Below are 21152 nucleotides of genomic sequence, written 5' to 3'. Positions count from 1 at the left end.
TTTCGTGGAGTCGCGGACGCCGGCGGCTGCCCGGGCGTAGGGTGCGCGCGGACGCTACCGGCGGGTGGTGAACACCTGCGGAAGCGGGTGCTGGCCACCGGCGGCAACCGCCTTGACCGGAAGGGGAACCGATGACCGAGCCGAAGGCCCCGGACGACGTCCTGGGCGGTCTGCTGGCGGACCTGCGAACCGAGAGCGCGGTGCTGGACGACCTGGTCGCCGGACTGCCGGCCGCGGGCTGGGCCCGCCCGACGCCCGCCGAGGGCTGGACGGTGGCCCACCAGATCGCCCACCTGGCCTGGACGGACGACTGGACGGCGCTGGCCGCACGCGATCCGGAGGGCTTCGGCGCCTCGCTCGGCGGGCGGTTCGCCGAGCTGTCGGCGGCCGGCGCCGACCCGGTCGAGGAGGGCGCCCGCGCCGGAGCGGCCGCCGAGCCCGCGGCGCTGCTCGCCCGCTGGCGGGCCGGGCGGGCGGAGGTGCTGGCCACGCTCGGCGCGGCCCCGGCCGACGTCCGGCTGCCCTGGTTCGGCCCGCCGATGAAACCCGCCTCGATGGCGACCGCGCGGCTGATGGAGACCTGGGCGCACGGCCAGGACGTCGCGGACGCGCTCGGCGCCACCCGCGAGCCCACCGACCGGCTGCGGCACATCGCCCACCTGGGGCTGCGCACCCTGGGCTTCGCATTCACCCTGCACGGGCTGCCCGCGCCCGAGCGCCCGGTCCGGCTCGAACTGGCCGCGCCCGACGGCGGCACCTGGTCCATCGGCCCGGCCGGGGCGCAGGACGTGGTGGCCGGGCCGGCCCTGGACTTCTGCCTGCTGGTGACCCAGCGCCGCCACCGGGACGACCTCGCCCTCACCGCCACCGGGCCGGTCGCGACCGCTTGGCTCCCGATCGCCCAGGCCTTCGCCGGGGCGCCGGGCAAGGGTCGACCGCCCGGGGCGTAGGGCGGGCGCCTGGACGCAGGATGTACGGCGCGCACCGGGGGGCGCGGGCCGCGAGGGGACACGCACCGGGCCCCGGGGATCCGTTGTCGGCCCCCGGGATTGAATGGTGGGCATGAACGACCTGCTCAGCCGCCTGCCCGCCATCCCCGACCTGCGCGACCGCTGCCGCGCGCCGGCCATGCTCGACGCGATCATCTGCCCGGACGACTGGGCGGCGCGGTACTACTCCTTCGACTCCGCCTGGGGCGAGGGCGAGGAGATGGCCTCGATGCGCGACGGCGAGGGGTCCGACTGGTTCATGGTGTTCTCCCCCGCCGGCGTCTACGGGCGGGGCTTCGGCCACGGGGCCGCGAACAGTCCGGAGCTGCTCGCGGCCGTCCCCGAGGAGTTCCGCCGCTTCGCCGAGGAGCCCGCCTTCCAGGACGAGGACGGGCCGGTCGTGACGGTCTGCTTCTGGCGCGCGCCGCAGGACGCCGCCTGGCGCGGCGCGGCCGCCGAGCGGGGCGCGGAGGGCCTCTTCGAGCTGCTGCTGGACGGTTCCGCGGAGGCCTACCTGGCGTGGGCCGAGGAGTACTTCGAGCCGGAGCACGAGCTGGACCCGGCCGCGATCGGGCACGTCCTGGCGCTGCGCCCGCTCACCCCGGCCGTGGTGGCGGCGCTCAACCCGGACACCGACCTGGAGGAGCTCGCCGAGGACCTCGCGGAGATCGGCTACCCGGTCTGACGCTCTGACGCACCGCACGGACAACGCCCGCCCACCGCACGGACAACGCCCGCCCGCCGCACGGACGGCGCCTTCCCGCCGCCCGGCCTCGCCGAGCGGCCCGTCCTCCGGAACGGGGAGCCGCTCACAGGCCGATCCGCAGCGGGGTGAGCCGGGTGGCGATCAGGTTGGTGGCGCCCCGGTCGCGCTCGATGTGCCCGTGGACCAGCAGCCCGGCCCGGTCCAGGGCGGTGCGGCGCTGGGACTCCCAGACCGGACGGTTGCAGATCACGTTGATCAGCCCGGTCTCGTCCTCCAGGCTGAGGAAGAGCACCCCGCCGGCCGTCGGCGGCCGCTGCCGGTGGGTGACCAGGCCGCCGACCACCACGGCCGTCCCCGGCGGCACGTCCGGGAGCCGGTCGGCGGAGAGGGCTCCGCCGCGCTCCAGCTGGGCGCGCAGGTGCTGGAGTGGATGGCTGGTGGCGGAGGTGCCGGTGGCCCACAGGTCGGCGATGGTCTCTTCGACCGGGCTCATGCCGGGCAGCTCCGGCGCCTCGGTGCCGGGGGTGGCGCCGGGGATCAGCTCGGCCGAGATTCCGGCGAACGCCCCTGCCGCCCAAAGCGCCTGACGTCGCGTCAGTCCGAAGCAGTCGAAGGCCCCGGCCGTCGCCAGCGCCTCCAGGACGGGCCCCGGCAGACCGGTGCGGCGGGCGAAGTCCTCCAGGTCGGCGTACGGCTGCCCGGCCACGATCGCCTCGGCCTGCGGGGTGCCGATGCCGCGCACCGTCTCCAGGCCGAGCCGGATCGCCGGCTGCGGGCGCCCTGCGGTCAGCGGCGGCTTGGGGGTCGGCCCCCGGTACGGCTCCAGGGAGGGCCGCGCCCCGCTGGCGTTGACGTCCACCCCGCGCACCCGCACGCCGTGCCGCCGGACGTCCGTGACCAGGCTGAGCGGCGAGTAGAAGCCCATCGGCTGGTTGGCCAGCAGGGCGCAGGTGAAGGCCGCAGGGAAGTGGTACTTGAGCCAGGCGCTGGCGTACACCAGGTAGGCGAAGCTGATCGCGTGGCTCTCCGGGAAGCCGTAGTTGGAGAAGGCCTCGATCTTGCCGTAGACGTCCTCGGCCACCTCGGGCGGGATGCCGCGCTCGGCCATCCCGCCCAGCAGCCGCTCGCGCAGCCGGGCGACCCGCTCGTGCGAGCGCTTGGCGCCCATCGCCTGGCGCAGCCGGTCGGCCTCCGCGGGGGTGAACCCGGCGCAGTCGATGGCGAGTTGCATCATCTGCTCCTGGAACAGCGGCACCCCCAGGGTCTTGCCGAGCGCGTTCTCCATCAGCGGGTGCGGGCAGCCGGGCGGCTCGGCCCCGGCGCGGCGGCGCAGGTACGGGTGGACGGATCCGCCCTGGATCGGGCCGGGTCGGATCAGCGCGACCTCGACCACCAGGTCGTAGAAGTGGTCCGGCTTGAGCCGGGGCAGGGTCGCCATCTGCGCCCTGGACTCGACCTGGAACACCCCGACGGTGTCGGCCCGGCGCAGCATCGCGTACACGCCCTTGTCGTCGTCCGGGATGGTGGCCAGGTCGTAGCGCAGGCCGTGGTGCTCCGCGACCAGGTCGCAGGCGTCGTGCAGGGCCGCGAGCATGCCGAGGCCGAGCAGGTCGATCTTCACCAGCCCGGCGCCGGCGGTGGACTCCTTGTCCCACTGGAGCACGGAGCGCCCGGGCATCCGGGCCCACTCGGTGGGACAGATCTCGCCGATCGGCTCCCGGGTGAGCACCATGCCGCCCGAGTGGATGCCCAGGTGGCGGGGCAGGCCGTGGAGCTGGGTGGCGAGCTGGAGCACGTCGGCGGGGATGACGGCGTCCGCGCCGGGGGCGGAGCGGAAGTCGGTCTGCCGGCTGAACGCGTCCACCTGCCCCTGCGGGTAGCCGAGCACCCGGGCGGCGTCGCGGATCGCCAGCCGGGGCCGGTAGGTGATCACGTTGGCGACCTGGGCGGCGTGCTCGCGCCCGTAGCGGCCGTAGACGTACTGGATGACCTCCTCGCGGCGGCGGTTCTCGATGTCCAGGTCGATGTCGGGCGGCCCGTCCCGGGCGGTGGAGAGGAAGCGTTCGAACAGCAGCTTGTAGTGGATCGGGTCGACGGCGGTGATCCCGAGGGCGTAGCAGACCGCCGAGTTGGCGGCCGAGCCGCGGCCCTGGCACCAGATGTCCCGGCTCCGGCAGAAGTCCACGATGTCGTGCACGATCAGGAAGTAGCCGGCCAGGTCGAGGTCCTCGATCACGTCCAGTTCCTTGGCGAGCTGGCGGCGGGCGGCGGCGTTGCCGGGGCCGAACCGGGCCGGGCCGCCGGCCGCGACCAGGGCCCGCAGGTGGCTGATCTCGGTCTCGCCCGCGGGGACGGGGAAGCCGGGCAGCTCCGGGTCCAGCCGGGCGAAGTCGAAGGCGCAGGCCCGGCCGAGTTCGACGGTGGCCCGCTGCACTCCGGGGAAACGGGCCAGCCGGCCGGCCATCTCGCGGCCCGAGCGCAGGTGCGCGGTGCCGGCCGCCCGGGTCCAGCCGACCGCGTCCTGGAGGGTGCGGCGCCCGTGCAGCGCGGCGAGGCTCTGCGCGAGTCGGCCCTGGGCGGGGCCGGCGTGGTGGGCGTTGGTGGAGGCGACGACGGGGAGACCCGCCTTCGCCGCGAGGGCGGCGAGGGCGTCGTTGCGCCGGTCGTCGCCGGGCAGCCACTGGTCGATCAGCTCGACGTGGACGTTCTCGCGGCCGAACGCCTCGGTGAGGGTGCGGAGTCGGTGCTCGGCCTCGCTCCGGGTGGCGGGTGGGGTGGCGTTCCGGTGGGCGCTCGGGCGGGTGCCCGGGTCGGCGGGCGGGTCGGCCAGCGCGGCGGGGACCCGGCCGAGGCGGCAGCCGGTGAGCACCGCCCAGTGACCGTCGTGCGCCCCGGCGAGCGCCTCGAGGTCGTACACCGGGTTGCCCTTGGCGCCGCCGGCCAGCTGGGCGGCGGCGATCGCGGCGGAGAGGCGGCGGTAGCCGGCCGGGTCACGGGCGAGGACCAACAGGTGTTCCGTCGAACTTTCGTGACGGATCGTCAGTTCGGCGCCGAACGCGGTGGCCAGGCCCGTGCCCCGGGCCGCCCCGGCGAGCCGGACGGCGCCGTACAGGCCGTCGTGGTCGGTGATCGCGAGGGTCTCCACGCCCAGCCGGACCGCCTCCGCGACCAGGTCCTCCGGATCGCTGGCGCCGTCCAGGAAGCTGAAGGCGGAGTGGACGTGCAGCTCGGCCCAGGGTTCGGGGCCGGGTTCGGGGCCGGGGCCCGGGGTCGGGGGCTCCTCGGGAACGGGACGGGTGCGGCGCAGCGGGACGACCGTACGGTCCGGCGCGGCACCGGTCAGTCTGCGGTGCAGCTCGCTCCAGGGAACGGTGGGGTGGCTGGTGAAGCCCATCGGGGTCGCCTTCGTCGTTCTCGTACTCGTCCTGCTCCCCCCTCCCACTGGGTTCCGGAGCCGCTAGTCGTAGCCGGCTTCCAGGTACCAGGCACCCCCCTCCACGGTGAGCAGCAGCGCCCGGCCGCCGCCCACCACGACCTGGAACCGCGCCCGGCGCCGGGCCAGCGACTGGTCCCACCAGTACTCGACCGCCGGCCATGGCCCGGTCCAGCCGTCCACCCGCTCCTCCCGGCCCCGGACCACGACCAGGGCCGGCCGGGCCGACACCCCCGCCCGGCCGTCCACCGTGACCGGCCGCCCGGCCCCGTCCAGCACCCGCACCGACGCCGGCTCCCGCAGCACCACGGCGGGCCACACCTCCGGCAGCCGCCCCGGCCAGGGCGCGTCGGCCGGCACCGCCGCCTCGTACGGCTCGCCCCACGGCACCTTGACCACCTGCTCGCCCGGGCCCCGCCCGCCGGCCGGCTCGATCCGGCGCAGCCCGGCGTGCCCGAGCACCGCCTGCACCCTGGCGACCGCGCGCTCCACCCGGTCGTCCGCGACGGCTTGGCCCCACAGCGCGAGCTGGCGGCCCTGGTCCGGGGAGAGGCCGTCGGGGGCCAGCCGGAGCAGGGTGAAGCCGACCTGGCCGTCCGGGGCGCTGCTCGGATCGCTGCCCCGGGCGCTGCTCGGGTCGCTGCTCGGGTCACTGCTCTGGTCGTTGCGCGCGGAGGCGCCCTCGGAGGTGCCCGCGAAGGTGCCCGCGCCCTGCCAGGCCTGGAGCTGCCAGCGGACCCGCTCGGCCAGCGCCGTCGCGGACAGCCGGCCCTCGTGCCCCCACAGCCGGGAGGCCGTCCGGCCGTCCGCGCAGGCCACCTCGACGGCCACCCGGCGGCAGGTCAGCCCGGCCCCGGCGAGCCGCTGGTGCAGCTGCTCGGCCAGCGTGCGGGCGACGAACACCAGCGGCTCGGCCAGCAGCTCCGGCGGGTCGAAGCGCTGCTCGACGGCGAGGTCCGGCTCCTCCTCGCGCGGCACCAGCGGGCGCGGCTGCAAGCCTCGGGCCAGCCGGTGCGCGACCGTCCCGGAGGGGCCGAAGCGGTCCGCGACCGACTCGGCCGGCAGCGCGGCGAAGGCCCCGACGGTGGGCAGGCCGAGCCGCCCGAGCAACTCGGCCAGCGCCTCGTCACCCAGCGCGCTCACCGGGTACGGGGCGAGGAACTCCGCCGTCCGGCCGGCCGGGACCAGCACCCCGGCCCGGGCGGCGAGCACGGCGGCGAACAGGCCGTCGGCGACGCCGACCTGGGCCTGCGGAGCGGTTGCCGACCGGGCCTCGACGGATCGGGCTTCGACGGGCCGGGCTTCGACGGGCGCCGCAACCGGGACGGCCACCGCACCCGGGACGGCGTCCGGGACGAGCGGCTGCCCGAGGGCGTCCGCCACCGCTCTGCCGACCTTGGCGGCCAGCGCCTCCTCACCGCCGAAGTAGCGGCCCGGGCCCTTCACCGGGATCGCACACAGGCCCGGGCGGATCACCTCCACCCGGGGCGTGAACGCCTCCACCGCCGCGACCACCGGCTCGAAGCGGCGGGTCTCCGCCTCCGGGTCGCGGTCGCGCAGTTCCAGCGACGGGCAGAGCCGCTGAGCCAGCTTGAGCCGCTGCCCCTGCCGCACCCCGGCCTCCCGGGCGCCCGCCGAGCAGGCGAGGATCCGCCCGCCCTCGGTCACCGCGACCGGGTCGTCGCCGGTGAGGGCCACCACCGGCCAGTCCGGGCACCAGACCACCAGCACCCGGGGGGTTCTGTCGTCCGCCATCTCAGACCACCGCCGCCACGCGGGGGGCCAACGGCTCCGCCGCCGGTATCACCGGGATCGCCGGGATTGCCGCCGGTTGTGGCTGTTCCCGGAGCGGCTGCTCCTGGAGCGGGCGCACCGCGCCGTGCTCGTCCGGCAGCCAGAGCCGGGCCGTCCGGCCGTGCACCGCCGAGCCGCGGCCCTCGGCCACCACCTCCACCTGTCGGCCGACGAGCTGCCCGTGGCCGTCGCCCAGCCCGAACCAGCGCCCCGAGCGCACCCCCAGCCGCAGTGCCGCGCCCGGCCATGGGCCGGCGACCAGCAGCACGCAGCCGCTGCGCCGCAGCACCGCCGCCAGCCGGGCGGCCAGCTTCGGCGGCACCGGCCCGTCCGGGCGCAGCATGATCAGCTCGACCGCGCCGGCCAGCACCGAGACCACCTCGGCCCAGTGCGCCCCCGGGTCGTCCACGACCAACAGCCGTCGCAGGTCCAGCCCGTACCCCTCGGCGGCGGCCAACCCCAGGTCCGGCAGTCCGACCGCCGCGGCCCAGCCGCCCTCGGTCTCCTTCACCCCGGCGGCCAGCGCCAGCAGCAGCCCGGTGTCCCCGCCCGCCACCGACACCGCCGTCCCCCGGCGCAGCCCGGCGTCGGGCAGCACCTCCCGCAGCGCGGAAGGCACCGGCACCAGCCCCCGGGCCCCCACCGCCGTCTGCCAGGTACCCGGCGTCCCCCGCTCCTCTCGCTCCCCCTGCTCCCCCGGCTTCCCCGGCACGGCAGCCGGGGACGCCACCGGGCGGAGCACGGGGCGGGCGGGCTGCTCAGCGGTGGATTCGAAAACAGATTCGAAAACGGGCACAACCCCAGGATCGAACATTCGTTCGCAAAGATTCAAGTCCGCCCAGGTCACCCCACCTGTCACTCTCCGCAACCGGCCCCACTGTGGCCTGGCCGTAGGTCGGTGGGCTTGGCCCCAGGCCGCTGCCGGGCACGGCCGACGGCGATCCACCGGGAACGCGGGCGACTTTTCCGCCGCACGGCCGAATCCTTCGAGGGGGCGCGCACCTCTTATAGACCGTGCCGACGAACGTCCGGCACGGGATCCGGAGGTAGTGATGATCATCGGAATCGGCATCGCCGTCGCCCTGGTGCTGCTCTGCACCTGCATGGTGGTCGTGAAGCGCAGGCGAGCCGGACGTGGCTGAATCGACCTGGCCCGGCGCACGGCTGATCGCGGCCGCGCAGGGTGGCGACGTCGACTCGATCACCGCACTGGTGTCGGGCTCGCACCCCAACGTGCAGCGATTCGCCCGCTCCCTCTGCGCCACCCCGGAGGACGCGGAGGACGCGGCACAGGAGGCCCTGATCATCCTGTACCGCAAGATCGGGATGCTGCGGGCCTCCGGCGCCCTGGCGTCGTGGATGTTCCGCATCGTCCGCAACGAGTGCCTCCGACGCGCACGCGCCCACCTGCGGGACCGCAGCGTGCCGTTGCGGCAGGACACCCCCGCGCCCTCGGCCGAGGACCAGGTTCTGCAGAGCCTGGAGGCGGGCACGGTGGCGGCCGCTATCGCCGCCCTGCCCCCGGACCAGCGCCGCGTGCTGATCATGCGGGACATCCAGGGCCACAGCGGCCGCGCGGTCGCCGACGCACTGGGCCTCAGCACGGCGGCGATGAAGTCGCGCCTGCACCGGGCCCGTACGGCGGTCCAACAGGCCCTGCGGGCCACCACCTGAATCCGGATGGAGGCAACGATGACTGGAACGACGGGCAAGACGAAGGATGGGACGAAGCACGGGTCCGATGCCGGACCCGACGGCCCCGACTTCGCGAGCAGGTCCCTGCTCGAGCACGTCGTGCGCGGCGTGGTGGGTTTCGGTGCGCTGGTCGGCTCGGTCGCCGTCATCCCGGTGGTCGGGCCGGTCGCCCTGACCCTCCTGCCGGTCGGCCTGTTCGCCCTGCGCGGCTGCCCGACCTGCTGGACGATCGGCCTGATGCAGACGATCTCGCGGGGCCGCCTCCAGCGCTCCTGCGGGGACGGCCAGTGCAGGCTGACCGTCGCCGGCCAAGGCGAGGGCGAGCACCGGGAGGACGGGTCCGGAGGTACGTCGGCGCCGTTGCGCCGTCGGGTGACGGCGCCGGGCGGGTGACGGCGCTCGCCCGACCGGACTACCGACAAGTGTTTTTTCCTTGACAAATTTTTGTCGGATGGAAGCTGGAACGGTGCTGGAAGTCGCCGTGATCGAAGAACCCGCCGCGGCCGAGGCCTCGCTGGACCCGATGCGGTCACGCCTCCTCGCCGCCCTGACCGAGCCCGCCTCGGCCGCCATGCTGGCCGCCCGACTGGGACTGCCCCGGCAGAAGGTCAACTACCACCTGAAGGAACTGGAGCGGCACGGCCTCGTCGAACTCGCAGGTCTGGGCGGACTACGAACGCGTCGAGGTCCGCACCGCCGACGGGCTCTACACCTTCCACCACGGCTCCGGCCTGGTGCTGCTGTTCCACCACCTCTTCGGCCCGCTTCCTGACGGGGCCGAGGCCGAGGCCGCCTGGCAGCAGTGGCTGGCCGAGGCCCTCGCCTGACCTGCCCCTTCGGGCCTTCGGGCCGACAGACCCGATCCCTACCCAGACTCAGACTCAGACCCAGACCCGCAAAAGAACCGAGGAACCACTCATGCGCACCCTGATCAGCACCGCCTTCATCTCGCTCGACGGCGTGGTCGAGGGCCCCGGCGGCGAACCCGGCTACCGGAACTCCGGCTGGACCTTCAAGGACATCGAGTTCCTCCCCGAGGCGTTCGAGATCAAGGGGCGGGAACAGGAGGAGGCCACCGCGATGCTGCTCGGCCGGGTCAGCTACCAGGCGTTCAGCCCGGTGTGGCCGGACATGGCGGAGTTCGCCCGCTACAAGACGCTGCCGAAGTACGTCGTCTCCACCACCCTCACCGAGGACGACCTGGTGTCGAACTGGGGCGAGACCACCATCCTGCGCTCGCTCGACGAGGTCGCCGCGCTGAAGGAGACCGAGGGCGGCCCGATCATCCTCCACGGCAGCGCCGCCCTGAACCGCGCCCTCTCCGACGCCGGCCTGATCGACCGCTACCACCTGCTCGTCTTCCCGCTGCTGCTCGGCGCCGGCAAGCGCATGTTCAGCACGACGGACAAGGACGCCCAGAAGCTGAAGCTGGTCGAGCACCAGGTGTACGGGAACGGCCTCCAGAAGCAGGTCTTCGACGTGGTCCGCTGACCGGCAGGGCCCGTCCGCGCCTCCCTGATGGTCAACGCCCGTCCGCTGTGCGCCAGACGAACACCTCGCTGCTCGGCTGCCGCTCCGAGAAGAGCCCCGACGGCGAGGTCAGGGCGAGGAGTCGACGGAGGTCCGACTCGAAGTCCGGACGGCGCTCGGCGAACAGGTGCGGGGCCGAGTAGGAGAGCGCGAGGACGCCCGCGACCGCGTCGTCGGCCGTGCGCTCCAGCGGCCGCCCGCCCGGGACGACGATCCGCCGCGGACCGGTGAAGCCCGCCCGGGCGAGGACGGCGGCCTCGTCGCCCGGCGTGCCGTGCGGCAGCAGCCCCTGCCCGGCGCGGCGGACCGGGCCGAGGTAGTGCCGGACCAGCTCCCCGATCGCGGCGTACGGGACCGGCGGGTGCGGCAGCCCCTCGGTGGGACGCGGTTCGCCCTTCAGGTCCGAGATGTGCGCCAGGGCGCCGCCGGGCCGCAGCATGCGCCGTACGGTCGCCGCCACCAGGTCGCGGTCCATCCAGTGGAAGGACTGGCCGAAGACCGCCAGTGTGAAGGTGCCGAGCCCCGACGGAAGTTCCTCGGCCCGGGCCCGCACCCAGGTGGCCTTGGGCTCCGCGGCGCCCACCCGGCGCGCCTCGGCGATCATCCCGGCGTCCGGGTCCACCCCGACGACCTCACCGAACAGGTGCGCCAGGCCCAACGCCAGCGTGCCCGGCCCGCACCCCACGTCGAGCAGCCGTCCCCGCCCGTCGAGCCCCAGTTCCTCGCCCAACGCCTCCGCCAGTCCGGGGGCGTACGGGAGCCTGCCGCGGGTGTAGTGGGCGGCCGTTCCGGCGAACAGCGTCTCGTCCCAGGACCAGGCCTCGTCGGTCATCGCCGCTCCTTCGAAGGGGCCTGACTTTCGGTGAACAGTCTTGACCATGACACGTGTTGACGCTCGGTCCCAGCCGGCCGGAACCAGCGGGACGGCCATGGCCGGCCGGGACCGGGCGGGACGGGAAACCCGATGGACAGGCATCCTGCGGCCAACAGACTGGTCCCATGACTTCGACCGACGACAAGAACGATCTCCGGATCTACATCCAGGATGCCCGCGACGCCCTGCTCTGGAAGCTCGAAGGCCTCTCCGAGTACGACCTGCGCCGCCCGCTCACCCCCACCGGGACCAACCTGCTGGGCCTGGTCAAGCACGTCACCGGCGCCGAGGCGCTGTACTTCGGCGACACCTTCGGCCGCCCCTTCCCCGAACCGGCCCCCGTGTGGATCACCGGACAGACCGAACCCAACGGCGACATGTGGGCGCGGGCGGACGAGAGCACCGAGGAGGTCGTCGGACGCTACCGACGGGTCTGGGCCCACTCCGACGCCATCATCGAGGCCCTGCCGCTGGACGCCGTCGGCAAGGTGCCGTTCGGTGCCCGCCACGAGCAGACCCTCCACCGGGTGCTCGTCCACATGATCGCCGAGACCCACCGTCACGTCGGCCACGCCGACCTGGTCCGCGAACTCGTGGACGGCGCCACCGGCCAGCGCTCCGACGGCGCCAACACCGCCCCCGGCGACGCCGACTGGTGGCGGGCCCACCACGACCGCGTGGAGCAGGCCGCCCGGGAGGCCGGCGGCCTCGGCTGAGGAGGAAGGGGGGCGGGGGTGAGGCGGGGTTCGGCGAGGTTCGGCGAGGGTGCGGCGAGGAGGGTCTGAGCCGCCGCAAAGGGCCCGGCGCCGCAGCAACCGGTCGGCTCCCACCGGCTGCCCCGCTCGGCGAGTGCCCGAGTGCTGTCGGGGCGGGCCGCTAGGGTCTGGGGATCACGGGGTGGGCCGGGAGAGGTGGGGCACGTGGGGTGTCAGCGGGTGGTGGAGCTTCCGGCTGGGGTTGTGCACGCGGGGAGTCGGGAGTTCCTGGCGCGGGAGGGGCTGCCGGAGACCGGGGCGTTCCTGGACTTCGAGGTGCTCGGGGACGGGGAGCCGACGGCGGTCCCCGCGGAGACGGAGCGGCTGTTCGTCCTCGGGGAGACGGCGTACTCCACACCGTTCGCCGCCGGCGGCAGCCTGGTGCTGCTGGACGGGGTGACCGGTGAGGTGTTCCTGGACAACGGCGGCCCACGGCGGGACCTGTTGGCCTCCGGCGTCGCCGCGCTGGCGGGCCTGGTGCGCGAGGTGGACGCGGTGGCCGAGGCGGCCCGGCGCCCGGAGGCACTGGACGGGCGGCGCGGCCCGACCGTGATGGCCGAGGTGCTGACGGAAGCCGAGCGACGGATGCGGGAGATCGACCCCGGGCTGTTCGGCGACGGCTCCGCCCCACCCCCGCACTGGGGCACCGCGCTGCTGGTGCGGGCGTTGGGCTGGGGTGCGCTGCCGGGCGGCCCGGGCGGCCCCGCGTACGAGGTGGCCCTGGAGCTGGTGTCGGAGCTGGCGGCGCTGACTGACCAGGACGGCGGCCCCGGCCGGGTACACCTCTTCCGGCCCGAGGAACTGCCCGCCGCCCTGGTGCACGGGCCGACCCGACGGCTGCTGACCGAGGTCGGCCTGCCGCTGGGCGGAGCCATGTTCGGGGTGTGCGAGGAGCCGCTGGTCACCATGGGCGAGGCGTATCCCGAGTACTTCGACGGCGAGGAGGAGCGCCCGTACCAGCGGGAGTTCCTCGCCCTCGGGGACTGGCCGACCGATCTGACGATCGCCCTGGACGGCGCCACCGGCCGACTGGAGCTGCCGGATTGGTACGACGACGGCCACCCCGAGGCCTACTTGAACCGTGACCTCACCGCCCTGCTCTACTCCCTCTGGACGTACGAGCGGCTGCGCGCCGAGTGGGACCGCTGGGAGTACGGCCGGGCCCGGCAGACCTGGGCGGTGTTCGATCCGCAGGCGCTGCTGAGCGCGGTGGTGGACGGGCTGGTGGAGGCCGTCGACCCCGAGGCGTTCGCCTCGCCCGGATGCTCGTGGCGGCTGCTCGCCGAGGACGGGCACATGGGCGGTCTGCTCGGCTGAGCGGGTCGGTCGGCGCGGCCTTCCGTCGGCGCGGCCTTGAGCCGGTTCCGGGTCGGTTCTGGGTCGGTTCCGGGCGGAGGGTGGCGCGTCGGCCCGGGCGTAGTCTGGGCCGATTCGATCACTCGAGAAGACGTCGGAAGGACGTGTGGGGGATGCGCAGCGGTACGGGGGACCTCTACCGGGAATTCGCGGAGCGGGAGGCGCGCGGCAACTCGCCGGTCTACCAGGAGCTGGCCGAACGCGTCGCCGGAGACGGGCAGTTGTGTGCGCTGCTCGACGGGCTTCCGGCCGCGAAGCGGCAGCCGAACCTGCTGTTCGGCGCGGTACGGCACCTGGGTGGGCCGGTGACGGACGGCTGGCCGGCCTTCCGCCGCTGGGTGGCGGAGCACTGGGCCGAGGTCTCGGCGACGATGCTGGAGCGGCGGACGCAGACCAACGAGGCGGGCCGTTGCGCCACCCTGCTGCCGCTGCTGGCCGCGCTGCCGCAACCGCTCGCCCTGATCGAGGTGGGCGCCTCGGCGGGGCTCTGCCTGTACCCGGACCGGTATCGGTACCGGTACCGCTTCCTGGCCGGGGCGGGGAAGGGAGTCAGGCTTGGCGCCGGCGCCACCGTCGCCGAGTTCGACGCCGAGTTCGGCGCCGAGTTCGGCGCGGCGGCGAGCCCGGTGACGCTGGACTGCGCGGTGACCGGGCTGGTGCCGTTCCCCGGCTCCCCGCGGGAGCGGCTGCCCGAGGTGGTCTGGCGGGCCGGGATCGACCTCAATCCGCTGGACGTGCGGGCCGAGGAGGACATGCGCTGGCTGGAATCACTGGTCTGGCCCGAGCAGACCCACCGGTTGGACCGGCTCCGCGGCGCCGTCCGGGTCGCCCGGTCCGAACCGCCGTTGCTGGTGCGCGGCGATCTCAACGCGACGGTACGGGAGTTGGTGGCGCAGGCCCCGGCAGGGGCGACTCCGGTGGTGTTCCACAGCGCGGTGCTCTCGTACCTGCCGCCGGAGGGGCGGGAGGAGTTCGCGGCGACGATGCGCGGGCTTTCCGGGCACTGGATCTCCAATGAGGCGGTCTCGGTACTGCCGACCGTCGCCCGACGCCTCCCCCGTCCGGCACCGGCCGGCTCCGGTCTGTTCGTGCTCGCCCTGGACGAACGGCCGGTCGCCTTCACCGGGCCGCACGGACAGTCCCTGGACTGGTTCGGCGAGGCGTAGCCGGCGCGCTGGCGGCGGGGCGCCCTCGGGCTTGAAGCTGCCGCAGCGGCAGCTTCTACTGTCGTGACCAGGGCCGGAGAACCGGCCCCGGTCCACGCGAACGTGGGACGTGGAGACGAGGGAGGCGGACCATGGCCTGGCCCATCGCCGAAGTGGCCCGGATGTCCGGAGTGACTGCCCGAACACTGCGGCACTACGACGAGATCGGGCTGCTGCCCCCGGCCTGGATCGGCTCCAACGGCCACCGCTATTACGAGGAGCGGCAGTTGCTCCAGCTGCAACAGATCCTGGTACTGCGGGCGCTGGGCGTGGGGCTGACCGAGATCGCCCGGATCCTGGGCGATCAGGTGGACGAGTTGGAGGCCCTGCGGGGCCACCGTCGGCGGCTGGTCGCCGAACGCGACCGGCTCGACGCCCTGGCCGCCACCGTTTCCCGCACGATCGCCGACCTGGAACGCGCCCGGAAGGACGGCACCCCCATGACCATCAACCGCCCCGAGAACCTCTTCGAGGGCATCCAGCCCGACGACGTCGACGCGAGCCTGCGGGACTTCCCCGAGCACGCCGAGGCGGCCCGGCGCGCGACGGCCGCGATGACCCCGGCCGAGATCGAGGCCGGACAGCGCGAGCGGACCGCCCGCATGATCCACCTGGCGGAGCTGATGGCGGCCGGCCACCCGGCCGACGCCGAGCCCGTGCAGAGCACGATCGACGAGGAGTACCAGCTGCTGCACGCCATCCGGTCCGTCCCGACCGAGGAGTACCTGGCGATCGCCCGTTCCTGCACCGAGAACGAGCAGTGGAGTGCCGCGTACGAGGCCATCGCCCCGGGCCTGGCCGCGTACCAGCGCGCCGCCATGGAGGCGTACGCGGCGACTCGGCTGTCCTGAACCAGGCCTGGTCGGGCGGCCGGGCCTGGTCGGGCGGCCGGGCCTGGCGGGCGGCCGGGCCGACGCGCGACCCTTGGCCGTGCTGGGCTGCCCGTCCGGCTCGGGCGGGAACGGCTCTGTCCGATCCCGCTTGGCTCGGCCCGGCCTGACTCGGTCCGGCTTGGCCCGGTCCGGCTTGGCTCGGTCCAGTCCAGCTCGGTCCAGTCCAGCTCGGTCCAGTCCAGCTCGGTCCAGTCCAGCTCGGTCCGGTCCGGCTCTGCCGGGGAACCTTACGGGGGGCTCCCCCGGGCTCCCCGGCAGACGCCGGGCGCAGGGCGTGTCCTCTCCTCTCTCCCCCGCCGTCACTCCGTCCGCAGCGCCGTGACCGTCCTGGTGCGGGCCGCCCAGGTGGCCGGGAGGACGGCTCCGAGCAGGGCCAGCACCAGGCCGCCGAGTATCAGCGGCCCCGCCACCGAGGGGTCGAACACGGCGAGGTCGGCATCCGGCACACCGATTCCGGCGGCTCGGGCCATCGCGGGCATCACCTGGTGGTGCACCAGGATGCCGAGCGGGACCCCGATCAGCCCGGCCGCCAGCCCGCTGGCACAGACCGAGGTGAGCACCATGCCGACGGTCTGCCGGGGTGACATCCCGAGTGCCTTGAGCACCCCGAGGTCGTGCACCCGTTCCCTGGTGTCCAGCAGCACGGTGTTCAGCACTCCGAGCCCCGCCACCACGGAGAGCAGCAGTGTGAGCGTGCCCGCCAGGGTGTTCATCGCCAGCACCACGATGTTGAGGTGCTCCCCGCCGGGGTCGGCGCCCAGGCCCAGGGGCTTCACGACCTCGTCCAGCCCGTCGGCGTAGGCCTGTGCGTCGGTGCCCGGGGTGAGGTCGATGTGGAAGGTGAGCGCCTCGGCGTGGATCGCGCCGCCGAGCGGCACCAGTGTGGACCGGTCCGTGAACACCAGGTCGTTGGTGGCCAGGACCTCACCGGTGATCTTCGCCGGGGTGCTGCGTCCGTGGTCGGTGAGGGTGACGGTGTCACCGACCTTCGCCTGGTTGGCCCGCAGGTAGGCGGCGGCCACCACGACCTCGCCGGGGCCCTGGAACCAACGGCCGGAGATCAGTTGGAAGCCGCTCCAGGAAGCGTCTCCGCTGAGCGCGACCACCTCGGAGCGCCCGGTGTTGCCGGCCAGGGCGGCCGGGCTCGGGGCGCTGCTGTACCAGGCTCGGGTGCCCGGGCGGGAGTCGATGGCCTTGGCCACGGCCGCCTCGTCCACGTGGTCGGCCAGCGGCGCGGAGCCCTCGATCGGGGCCTGGACCACCACCTTGCCCGCGCGGCCGGCCATCAGGCCGTCCTGGAGGGAGCCCAGCGAGAGCGTCAGGCCCACGCAGAGGGTGACCCCGACCGTGCCGAGCACCACGGCGGCACCCGTGGTCGCCGAACGGCCCGGCCGGTTGAGCGGGGAGGCCAGTCCGAGGCTGAGGGCCCGTGGCACCGGAAGTCGGCCGATCAGGTCCTGCGCCCGGGACAGCGGGCCGGCCGCCCCGGCCCCGTCGGCCGCGCCGCGGACGGCCGCCCGGGTGGCGCCCGGCGCCGTCCGGCCGACCGCGAGCGCCTCCACCGTCCACAGCCGCCCGGCCCGCAGCGCCGGCACCAGCGCGGTGCCCGCCACGGCCCCCAGGGCCACCACCGCGACCACGACGTCCGCCCAGACCGGGATGCCGAGCAGTCCGCCGCGCAGGGCCTTGTGGGCCAGCCCGAGGACCGGGACGGACAGCAGGTTGCCGAGGAGCACCCCGAGCGCCGTGCCGACTCCGGCGGGGATCAGCGCTTGGCCGACGTAGGCGCGCACCACCTGGGCCGGGGTGAAGCCCAGGGACTTGAGGATGCCGATCCGCCGGGTGGCGGCGCTGACGGCGCCGCTGACCACGACGCCGATGATCAGCACCGACATGGCCAGCCCGAGCGCCCCGAAGGCCGTGACGAACGGGACGAACGTCGAGGCCGTCCGGTTCGCCTCCTCCTGAACGGGCCGGTAGGAGGTGGCCTTGGCGAGCGCCCCGGCCGGGACGGCGCCGGCGAGCGCGGCGCGGTCGACCTCCACCTCGGCGTCGCTGTCGGCGTGGGCGAAGCGGTAGAGGTACTGGGCGGCGGGCGTGGTGCCGGGCGCCGTCAGCCCGGGCACCTGCTCGGGGACGACCCAGCCGTCCGCACTCCAGGAGACCGAGGCCGCCAGGCCGACGACCTTGAGCGCCGGGTGCCCCGGAAGGCCTGGGAACTCCATGGTGTCGCCGACCGCCAGCGAGGAGTGTCCGTCCAGGAACACGACCTCCCCGGGGCCTGCGACCCAGCGGCCCTCGGTGATCCGCAGATCGTCCAGCGCGCCCTTCTCGCCGCGGCCGACCAGCGTCGTCGGCGGCAGGGGGCTCCCGGCCGGCGGGATCCTGGTGCCTGGACCGGAACGCGGCTGGACGGTGACCGCCTGGTAGGGGCCGGCCGAGGCCGTCACACCCGGCAGGCGGGCCGCCGCGGCGAGCTGGGCCGGGCTCGCCTTGGCCTGGTCGTACAGCACGTTGAGGTGGGCGCCGTGCTGGTCGGCGAAGGAGCGCTGGTACGGGCCCCGGGCGGCGACCAGCAGCCCGAGCGCGAGGATGCACGCCGTCACCGACATCATCGTGGTGAGCACCATGACCAGGGTCTGCACCCGCCGACGGCCGACCCCGGCGCGCACCACCTTGCCGAGCGCGCTCATCGGCCACCGCCCGGTACTGGCAGGGCGGCCGTGTCCCTGACCAGCCGGCCGTCGAGCAGTTCGATCGTCCGGTCGGCGCAGTCCTCGGCGAGCGCGGTGTCATGGGTGACCAGCAGGATCGTCTGGCCGTCCGCGTTGAGAGCGCGCAGCAGGTCGCGGACGTCGGCGGCCGAGGCCGTGTCCAGCGCCCCGGTGGGCTCGTCGGCCAGCAGCAGCGGCGGGCGGTTCATCAGCGCCCGGGCCACCGCGACCCGTTGGCGCTCGCCGCCGGAGAGCCGGCCGGGGAAGGCCTTGGCGTGCCGGGCCACCCCCAGCCGCTCCAGCAGCTCCCCGGCCCGGGCCCGGGCCTGCTCCCGCCGCATCCCGGCCAGCTGGGCCGGGAGCATCACGTTGTCCTCCGCGTTCAGGTCGTCCAGCAGGTTGAAGAACTGGAACACCATGCCGATCCGCGCCCGCCGGTACTCGGCCAGCGCGGCCTCGCCGAGCCGGTGCACGGCCACGCCGTCCACCTCCACCTCGCCCCCGCTCGGGCGGTCGAGGCCGGCGATCAGGTTCAGCAGGGTGGACTTGCCGCTGCCCGATCGGCCGAGCACGGCCACCGCCTCGCCGGCCCTGACCTCCAGGTCGAGCCCGGCCAGGGCGGGGCGGGCGGCGTCGGATCGGTCGTACGTCTTGCTGACGCCGCGGATCCGGATGATCGGCGCGTTCACGGGCCCTCCACGGTTCGAGATCCGGCACCGGGAATCCCGGGCCGGCTGACGGAACATCACGCTACGAATCGGCGGCGGGGTGCCGACAGCCGTCTGGACGGCCTCCTCGGGGTGTATCCAGATACACCCCGAACTGGGTGTTCAGGCCTAGAGCGCCGGAGGCTCCGGCCGGGCAGACTGACCCAGCGAAAGATCGGAACCGGGGCCCACGGGGGGCTCCGGAGCCGTGGCCTCGAGGCCTCCGGACGGGGGTCTCGGAAGGAAGAGGGGGCGCGTCATGAACGCGGGAGTGCTGAACGGGGCGGCCCTGCGGGTCGGCCGGGCCTGCGCGGACGGGGTGCGTGCCTGGTACGCGGTGACGCTGGCCGTGACGGGCCTCCTCGCGCTGCTGGCGGGGCCGGTCCTGCTGGCCACCGCACTGTTCGGTCCGGACGAGCCCCGGGACTTCCACCCGGGCGGGCCGCTGATCCTGGCGGTGCCGATGGCACCGGTCGCCCTCTGGGCGCTGTGCTGGGCCACCGGGGGCGGCGGCCGGGCGCTCGGCGCCGCGCTGTTCGCCCCGGGGGCGATAGCGCTGATGGCGGCGCACCTCTACGGCGGTGCCGCCCCCGGCGGCCGGGCCGGCTCGCTCTGGATGGCGCCCTCGCTGGTGGTGCTCGGGCTGTTCGGCGCCCGCTGGATCGCGACGGAGAGCAGGCGGACGGTCGGGAAGTGGAGCGGGCGGCCGATCCCGGTGCCGTACCGCGGTCCGGCCGGGGCCGGGCCCTGGCAGCGGCTGCGGGCCGGCGGCTGGCTCACCGACCCGGCGACGTGGCGGGACTTCGCCTGGGTGCTGCTCACCGGCACCACCGTGCTGCTCGTCGCCGTGATCGTCCTGCTGGCGCCGATCGCCCTGGAGGTCTTCGGCCGGAACGAACGGTTCTTCGCCCTGGGCGTCGTCTACTCGATGGGCCTGACCATCTCCCCGCTGGCCGCCCTGTGGGCCGCCCCACCGGTCCTGAGGATCCACGAGAAGGCCGCCCGGGCCCTGCTCGGGCCGTCCCGGCGGGTCGAGCTCGCCCGCCAGGTCAGCCATCTCGCACGGACCAGGGCGGACACCATCGACGCCGGAGCTGCCGAGCTGCGCCGGATCGAGCGGGACCTGCACGACGGGGCGCAGGCCCGGCTCGTGGCGCTGGGCATGCTGCTGACGGTGGCCGAGCAGCTGAAGCACGACCCGGACGCCCTCGGGCCGCTGCTGGCCGAGGCCCGGCTGTCCTCGGTGAAGGCGCTGGGCGAGCTGCGGGACCTGGTCCGCGGCATCCATCCCCCGGTGCTCGCCGACCGCGGCCTGGCCGACGCGGTGCAGGCGACGGCGCTGGACCTGCCGCTGCCGGTCAGCTTCACCGGGAGCCTGTCCGGCCGGGCGCCGGCCCCGGTGGAGTCGGCCGCCTACTTCGCGGTGACGGAGCTGCTGGCCAACGTGGTCAAGCACGCCGGGGCCTCGCACGTGTGGATCGAGATAGGGCACAGTGACGGGCTGCTGCGGATATCGGTCACCGACGACGGGCGCGGCGGCGCCGAGCCGTCCCGGGGAACCGGCCTCAGCGGAACCGAACGCCGCCTGGCCGCCTTCGACGGGGTGCTCGCGATCAGCAGCCCGTCCGGCGGACCGACCATCGTGAACCTGGAGATCCCGTGCGCGTTGTCATCGCCGAAGACCTCTTCCTCCTCCGGGACGGCCTGACCCGGCTGCTGGAGGCCAACGGCATGAAGGTCACCGCGGCGGTGGAGGACGGCGAGCAACTGCTCGCCGCAGTGGCCGCGGACCGGCCCGACATCGCCGTGGTGGACGTCCGGCTGCCACCGGGCTTCACGGACGAGGGGCTGCGGGCCGCGCTGGCGGCCCGCAGGGCTCACCCGGGCCTGCCCGTGTTGGTGCTGTCGCAGTTCGTGGAGCAGCTGTACGCCCGCGAGTTGCTGGCCGGCAGCACCGGCGGGATCGGCTACCTGCTCAAGGACCGGGTGATGGACGGCACCCAGTTCATCGACGCCGTACGACGGGTCGCCCAGGGCGGCACCGCGATGGATCCGGAGGTGATCACCAGGCTGCTCACCCACAACTCCTCGGCCGGCCCGGTCTCCACCCTCTCCCCGCGCGAGCGGCAGGTGCTGGCGCTGATGGCGGAGGGGCGGTCCAACGCGGCGATCGCCCAGCAGCTGGTGATCACCGAGCGAGCCGTCGCCAAGCACACCGCGTCGATCTTCGTCCGGCTCGACCTCCAGCCCTCCGACGACGACAACCGCCGGGTCCTCGCCGTCCTGGCCTACCTCAACAACTCCTGAAGGGAGCCGCCAAGGGATCGTCCATCCGAAGGGGTCCGCTACCCGAAGGAGCCTGCCACCTGAAGGGGTCCGCCAATCGAAGGGAGTCACAATCGGCCGCACTCCGGCTCCGTCGCCCCACCGCCCCACAACTTGATAGATCACCGACAAGTGGCGAGTGGCCCTCCGCTGCAGGGGGCTCGCCCACCGCAGAA

17 protein-coding genes and 1 pseudogene are annotated in these 21152 nt (G+C 74.6%); 12 read left to right on the top strand and 6 right to left on the bottom strand.

Translation table 11 applies throughout. From position 1 onward, the window contains the following. Window positions 1–131 precede the first annotated feature (131 nt). Both ACWDBE_RS26165 and ACWDBE_RS26160 read left to right on the top strand, forming a co-directional pair. Window positions 132–950, top strand: coding sequence for a TIGR03084 family metal-binding protein (locus tag ACWDBE_RS26165; RefSeq protein WP_449809273.1), 819 nt, complete (start codon window positions 132–134; stop codon window positions 948–950). 112 nt (window positions 951–1062) lie between these two features. Beyond that, window positions 1063–1674 (top strand): hypothetical protein, encoded by a 612-nt coding sequence (locus tag ACWDBE_RS26160; RefSeq protein WP_449809272.1) that lies wholly within the window; start codon window positions 1063–1065, stop codon window positions 1672–1674. Window positions 1675–1798: 124 nt separating this feature from the next. Here the strand turns inward: ACWDBE_RS26160 and ACWDBE_RS26155 are convergent, their stop codons facing one another. From ACWDBE_RS26155 to ACWDBE_RS26145, 3 genes are all read right to left on the bottom strand, one after another. Then, a complete protein-coding gene (locus ACWDBE_RS26155; protein ID WP_449809271.1) occupies window positions 1799–5089 on the bottom strand; it encodes an error-prone DNA polymerase in 3291 nt (1096 codons plus the stop codon). A 63-nt stretch (window positions 5090–5152) separates the two neighbouring features. Further along, entirely contained in the window at window positions 5153–6883 is a 1731-nt protein-coding gene (locus ACWDBE_RS26150; protein ID WP_449789898.1) for a DNA polymerase Y family protein, read from the bottom strand. Between the two features lies 1 nt (window position 6884). Further along, window positions 6885–7547, bottom strand: coding sequence for a hypothetical protein (locus tag ACWDBE_RS26145; RefSeq protein ID WP_449789899.1), 663 nt, complete (start codon window positions 7545–7547; stop codon window positions 6885–6887). Window positions 7548–8056: 509 nt separating this feature from the next. Between ACWDBE_RS26145 and ACWDBE_RS26140 the strand changes: the two genes are divergently transcribed. From ACWDBE_RS26140 to ACWDBE_RS26125, 4 genes and pseudogenes are all read left to right on the top strand, one after another. Next, entirely contained in the window at window positions 8057–8596 is a 540-nt protein-coding gene (locus tag ACWDBE_RS26140; protein WP_449789900.1) for an RNA polymerase sigma factor, read from the top strand. Between the two features lie 18 nt (window positions 8597–8614). Then, window positions 8615–9010: a hypothetical protein gene (locus ACWDBE_RS26135; protein ID WP_449789901.1), complete on the top strand. Its 396-nt coding sequence runs from the start codon at window positions 8615–8617 to the stop codon at window positions 9008–9010. Window positions 9011–9083: 73 nt separating this feature from the next. Beyond that, window positions 9084–9278, top strand: a pseudogene (locus ACWDBE_RS26130) (ArsR/SmtB family transcription factor); the annotation flags it as partial. A 257-nt stretch (window positions 9279–9535) separates the two neighbouring features. Next, complete coding sequence (locus ACWDBE_RS26125; RefSeq protein ID WP_449789902.1) at window positions 9536–10108, top strand: dihydrofolate reductase family protein; 573 nt, start codon at window positions 9536–9538, stop codon at window positions 10106–10108. Between the two features lie 31 nt (window positions 10109–10139). Here the strand turns inward: ACWDBE_RS26125 and ACWDBE_RS26120 are convergent, their stop codons facing one another. Next, window positions 10140–10979 (bottom strand): class I SAM-dependent methyltransferase, encoded by an 840-nt coding sequence (locus ACWDBE_RS26120; RefSeq protein WP_449789903.1) that lies wholly within the window; start codon window positions 10977–10979, stop codon window positions 10140–10142. 167 nt (window positions 10980–11146) lie between these two features. On the opposite strand from ACWDBE_RS26120, the gene ACWDBE_RS26115 reads away from it, so the two are divergent. The 4 genes from ACWDBE_RS26115 (at window position 11147) to ACWDBE_RS26100 (ending at window position 15188) form a co-directional block, all read left to right on the top strand. Then, the gene (locus ACWDBE_RS26115; RefSeq protein WP_449809270.1) at window positions 11147–11737 is read left to right on the top strand and encodes a DinB family protein; all 591 of its coding nucleotides are present in this window, start codon (window positions 11147–11149) and stop codon (window positions 11735–11737) included. A 141-nt stretch (window positions 11738–11878) separates the two neighbouring features. Next, complete coding sequence (locus ACWDBE_RS26110) at window positions 11879–13093, top strand: SUKH-4 family immunity protein (protein WP_449809269.1); 1215 nt, start codon at window positions 11879–11881, stop codon at window positions 13091–13093. 152 nt (window positions 13094–13245) lie between these two features. Beyond that, entirely contained in the window at window positions 13246–14298 is a 1053-nt protein-coding gene (locus ACWDBE_RS26105) for a DUF2332 domain-containing protein (protein ID WP_449809268.1), read from the top strand. 131 nt (window positions 14299–14429) lie between these two features. Continuing rightward, a complete protein-coding gene (locus ACWDBE_RS26100) occupies window positions 14430–15188 on the top strand; it encodes a MerR family transcriptional regulator (protein ID WP_449809267.1) in 759 nt (252 codons plus the stop codon). Window positions 15189–15529: 341 nt separating this feature from the next. Here ACWDBE_RS26100 and ACWDBE_RS26095 read toward each other — a convergent pair whose 3' ends face one another. Next, the gene (locus ACWDBE_RS26095; RefSeq protein ID WP_449809266.1) at window positions 15530–17923 is read right to left on the bottom strand and encodes an FtsX-like permease family protein; all 2394 of its coding nucleotides are present in this window, start codon (window positions 17921–17923) and stop codon (window positions 15530–15532) included. Further along, a complete protein-coding gene (locus tag ACWDBE_RS26090) occupies window positions 17920–18633 on the bottom strand; it encodes an ABC transporter ATP-binding protein (protein WP_449809265.1) in 714 nt (237 codons plus the stop codon). The genes ACWDBE_RS26095 and ACWDBE_RS26090 overlap by 4 nt, the downstream gene beginning before the upstream one ends. A 277-nt stretch (window positions 18634–18910) precedes the next feature. Here ACWDBE_RS26090 and ACWDBE_RS26085 point away from each other — a divergent pair, with 277 nt between their 5' ends. Then, a complete protein-coding gene (locus ACWDBE_RS26085) occupies window positions 18911–20359 on the top strand; it encodes a histidine kinase (protein ID WP_449789909.1) in 1449 nt (482 codons plus the stop codon). Next, window positions 20311–20958, top strand: a complete 648-nt coding sequence (locus tag ACWDBE_RS26080) for a response regulator transcription factor (protein WP_355259304.1) — start codon at window positions 20311–20313, stop codon at window positions 20956–20958. Before ACWDBE_RS26085 ends, ACWDBE_RS26080 begins: the two co-directional genes overlap by 49 nt. The last annotated feature ends 194 nt before the right edge of the window (window positions 20959–21152 follow it).

The organism is Kitasatospora sp. NPDC001132, from assembly GCF_053598415.1.
This window is presented reverse-complemented; position numbering and strand designations above follow the sequence as displayed.

Excerpts from the sequence above, each read along its gene's own strand:
- ACWDBE_RS26120 (WP_449789903.1), bottom strand. The coding sequence starts at position 10,979 with ATGACCGACGAGGCCTGGTCCTGGGACGAGACGCTGTTCGCCGGAACG.
- ACWDBE_RS26105 (WP_449809268.1), top strand. The coding sequence starts at position 13,246 with ATGCGCAGCGGTACGGGGGACCTCTACCGGGAATTCGCGGAGCGGGAG.
- ACWDBE_RS26160 (WP_449809272.1), top strand. The coding sequence starts at position 1,063 with ATGAACGACCTGCTCAGCCGCCTGCCCGCCATCCCCGACCTGCGCGAC.
- ACWDBE_RS26100 (WP_449809267.1), top strand. The coding sequence starts at position 14,430 with ATGGCCTGGCCCATCGCCGAAGTGGCCCGGATGTCCGGAGTGACTGCC.
- ACWDBE_RS26125 (WP_449789902.1), top strand. The coding sequence starts at position 9,536 with ATGCGCACCCTGATCAGCACCGCCTTCATCTCGCTCGACGGCGTGGTC.
- ACWDBE_RS26135 (WP_449789901.1), top strand. The coding sequence starts at position 8,615 with ATGACTGGAACGACGGGCAAGACGAAGGATGGGACGAAGCACGGGTCC.
- ACWDBE_RS26150 (WP_449789898.1), bottom strand. The coding sequence starts at position 6,883 with ATGGCGGACGACAGAACCCCCCGGGTGCTGGTGGTCTGGTGCCCGGAC.
- ACWDBE_RS26165 (WP_449809273.1), top strand. The coding sequence starts at position 132 with ATGACCGAGCCGAAGGCCCCGGACGACGTCCTGGGCGGTCTGCTGGCG.
- ACWDBE_RS26085 (WP_449789909.1), top strand. The coding sequence starts at position 18,911 with ATGAACGCGGGAGTGCTGAACGGGGCGGCCCTGCGGGTCGGCCGGGCC.
- ACWDBE_RS26115 (WP_449809270.1), top strand. The coding sequence starts at position 11,147 with ATGACTTCGACCGACGACAAGAACGATCTCCGGATCTACATCCAGGAT.
- ACWDBE_RS26155 (WP_449809271.1), bottom strand. The coding sequence starts at position 5,089 with ATGGGCTTCACCAGCCACCCCACCGTTCCCTGGAGCGAGCTGCACCGC.
- ACWDBE_RS26095 (WP_449809266.1), bottom strand. The coding sequence starts at position 17,923 with ATGAGCGCGCTCGGCAAGGTGGTGCGCGCCGGGGTCGGCCGTCGGCGG.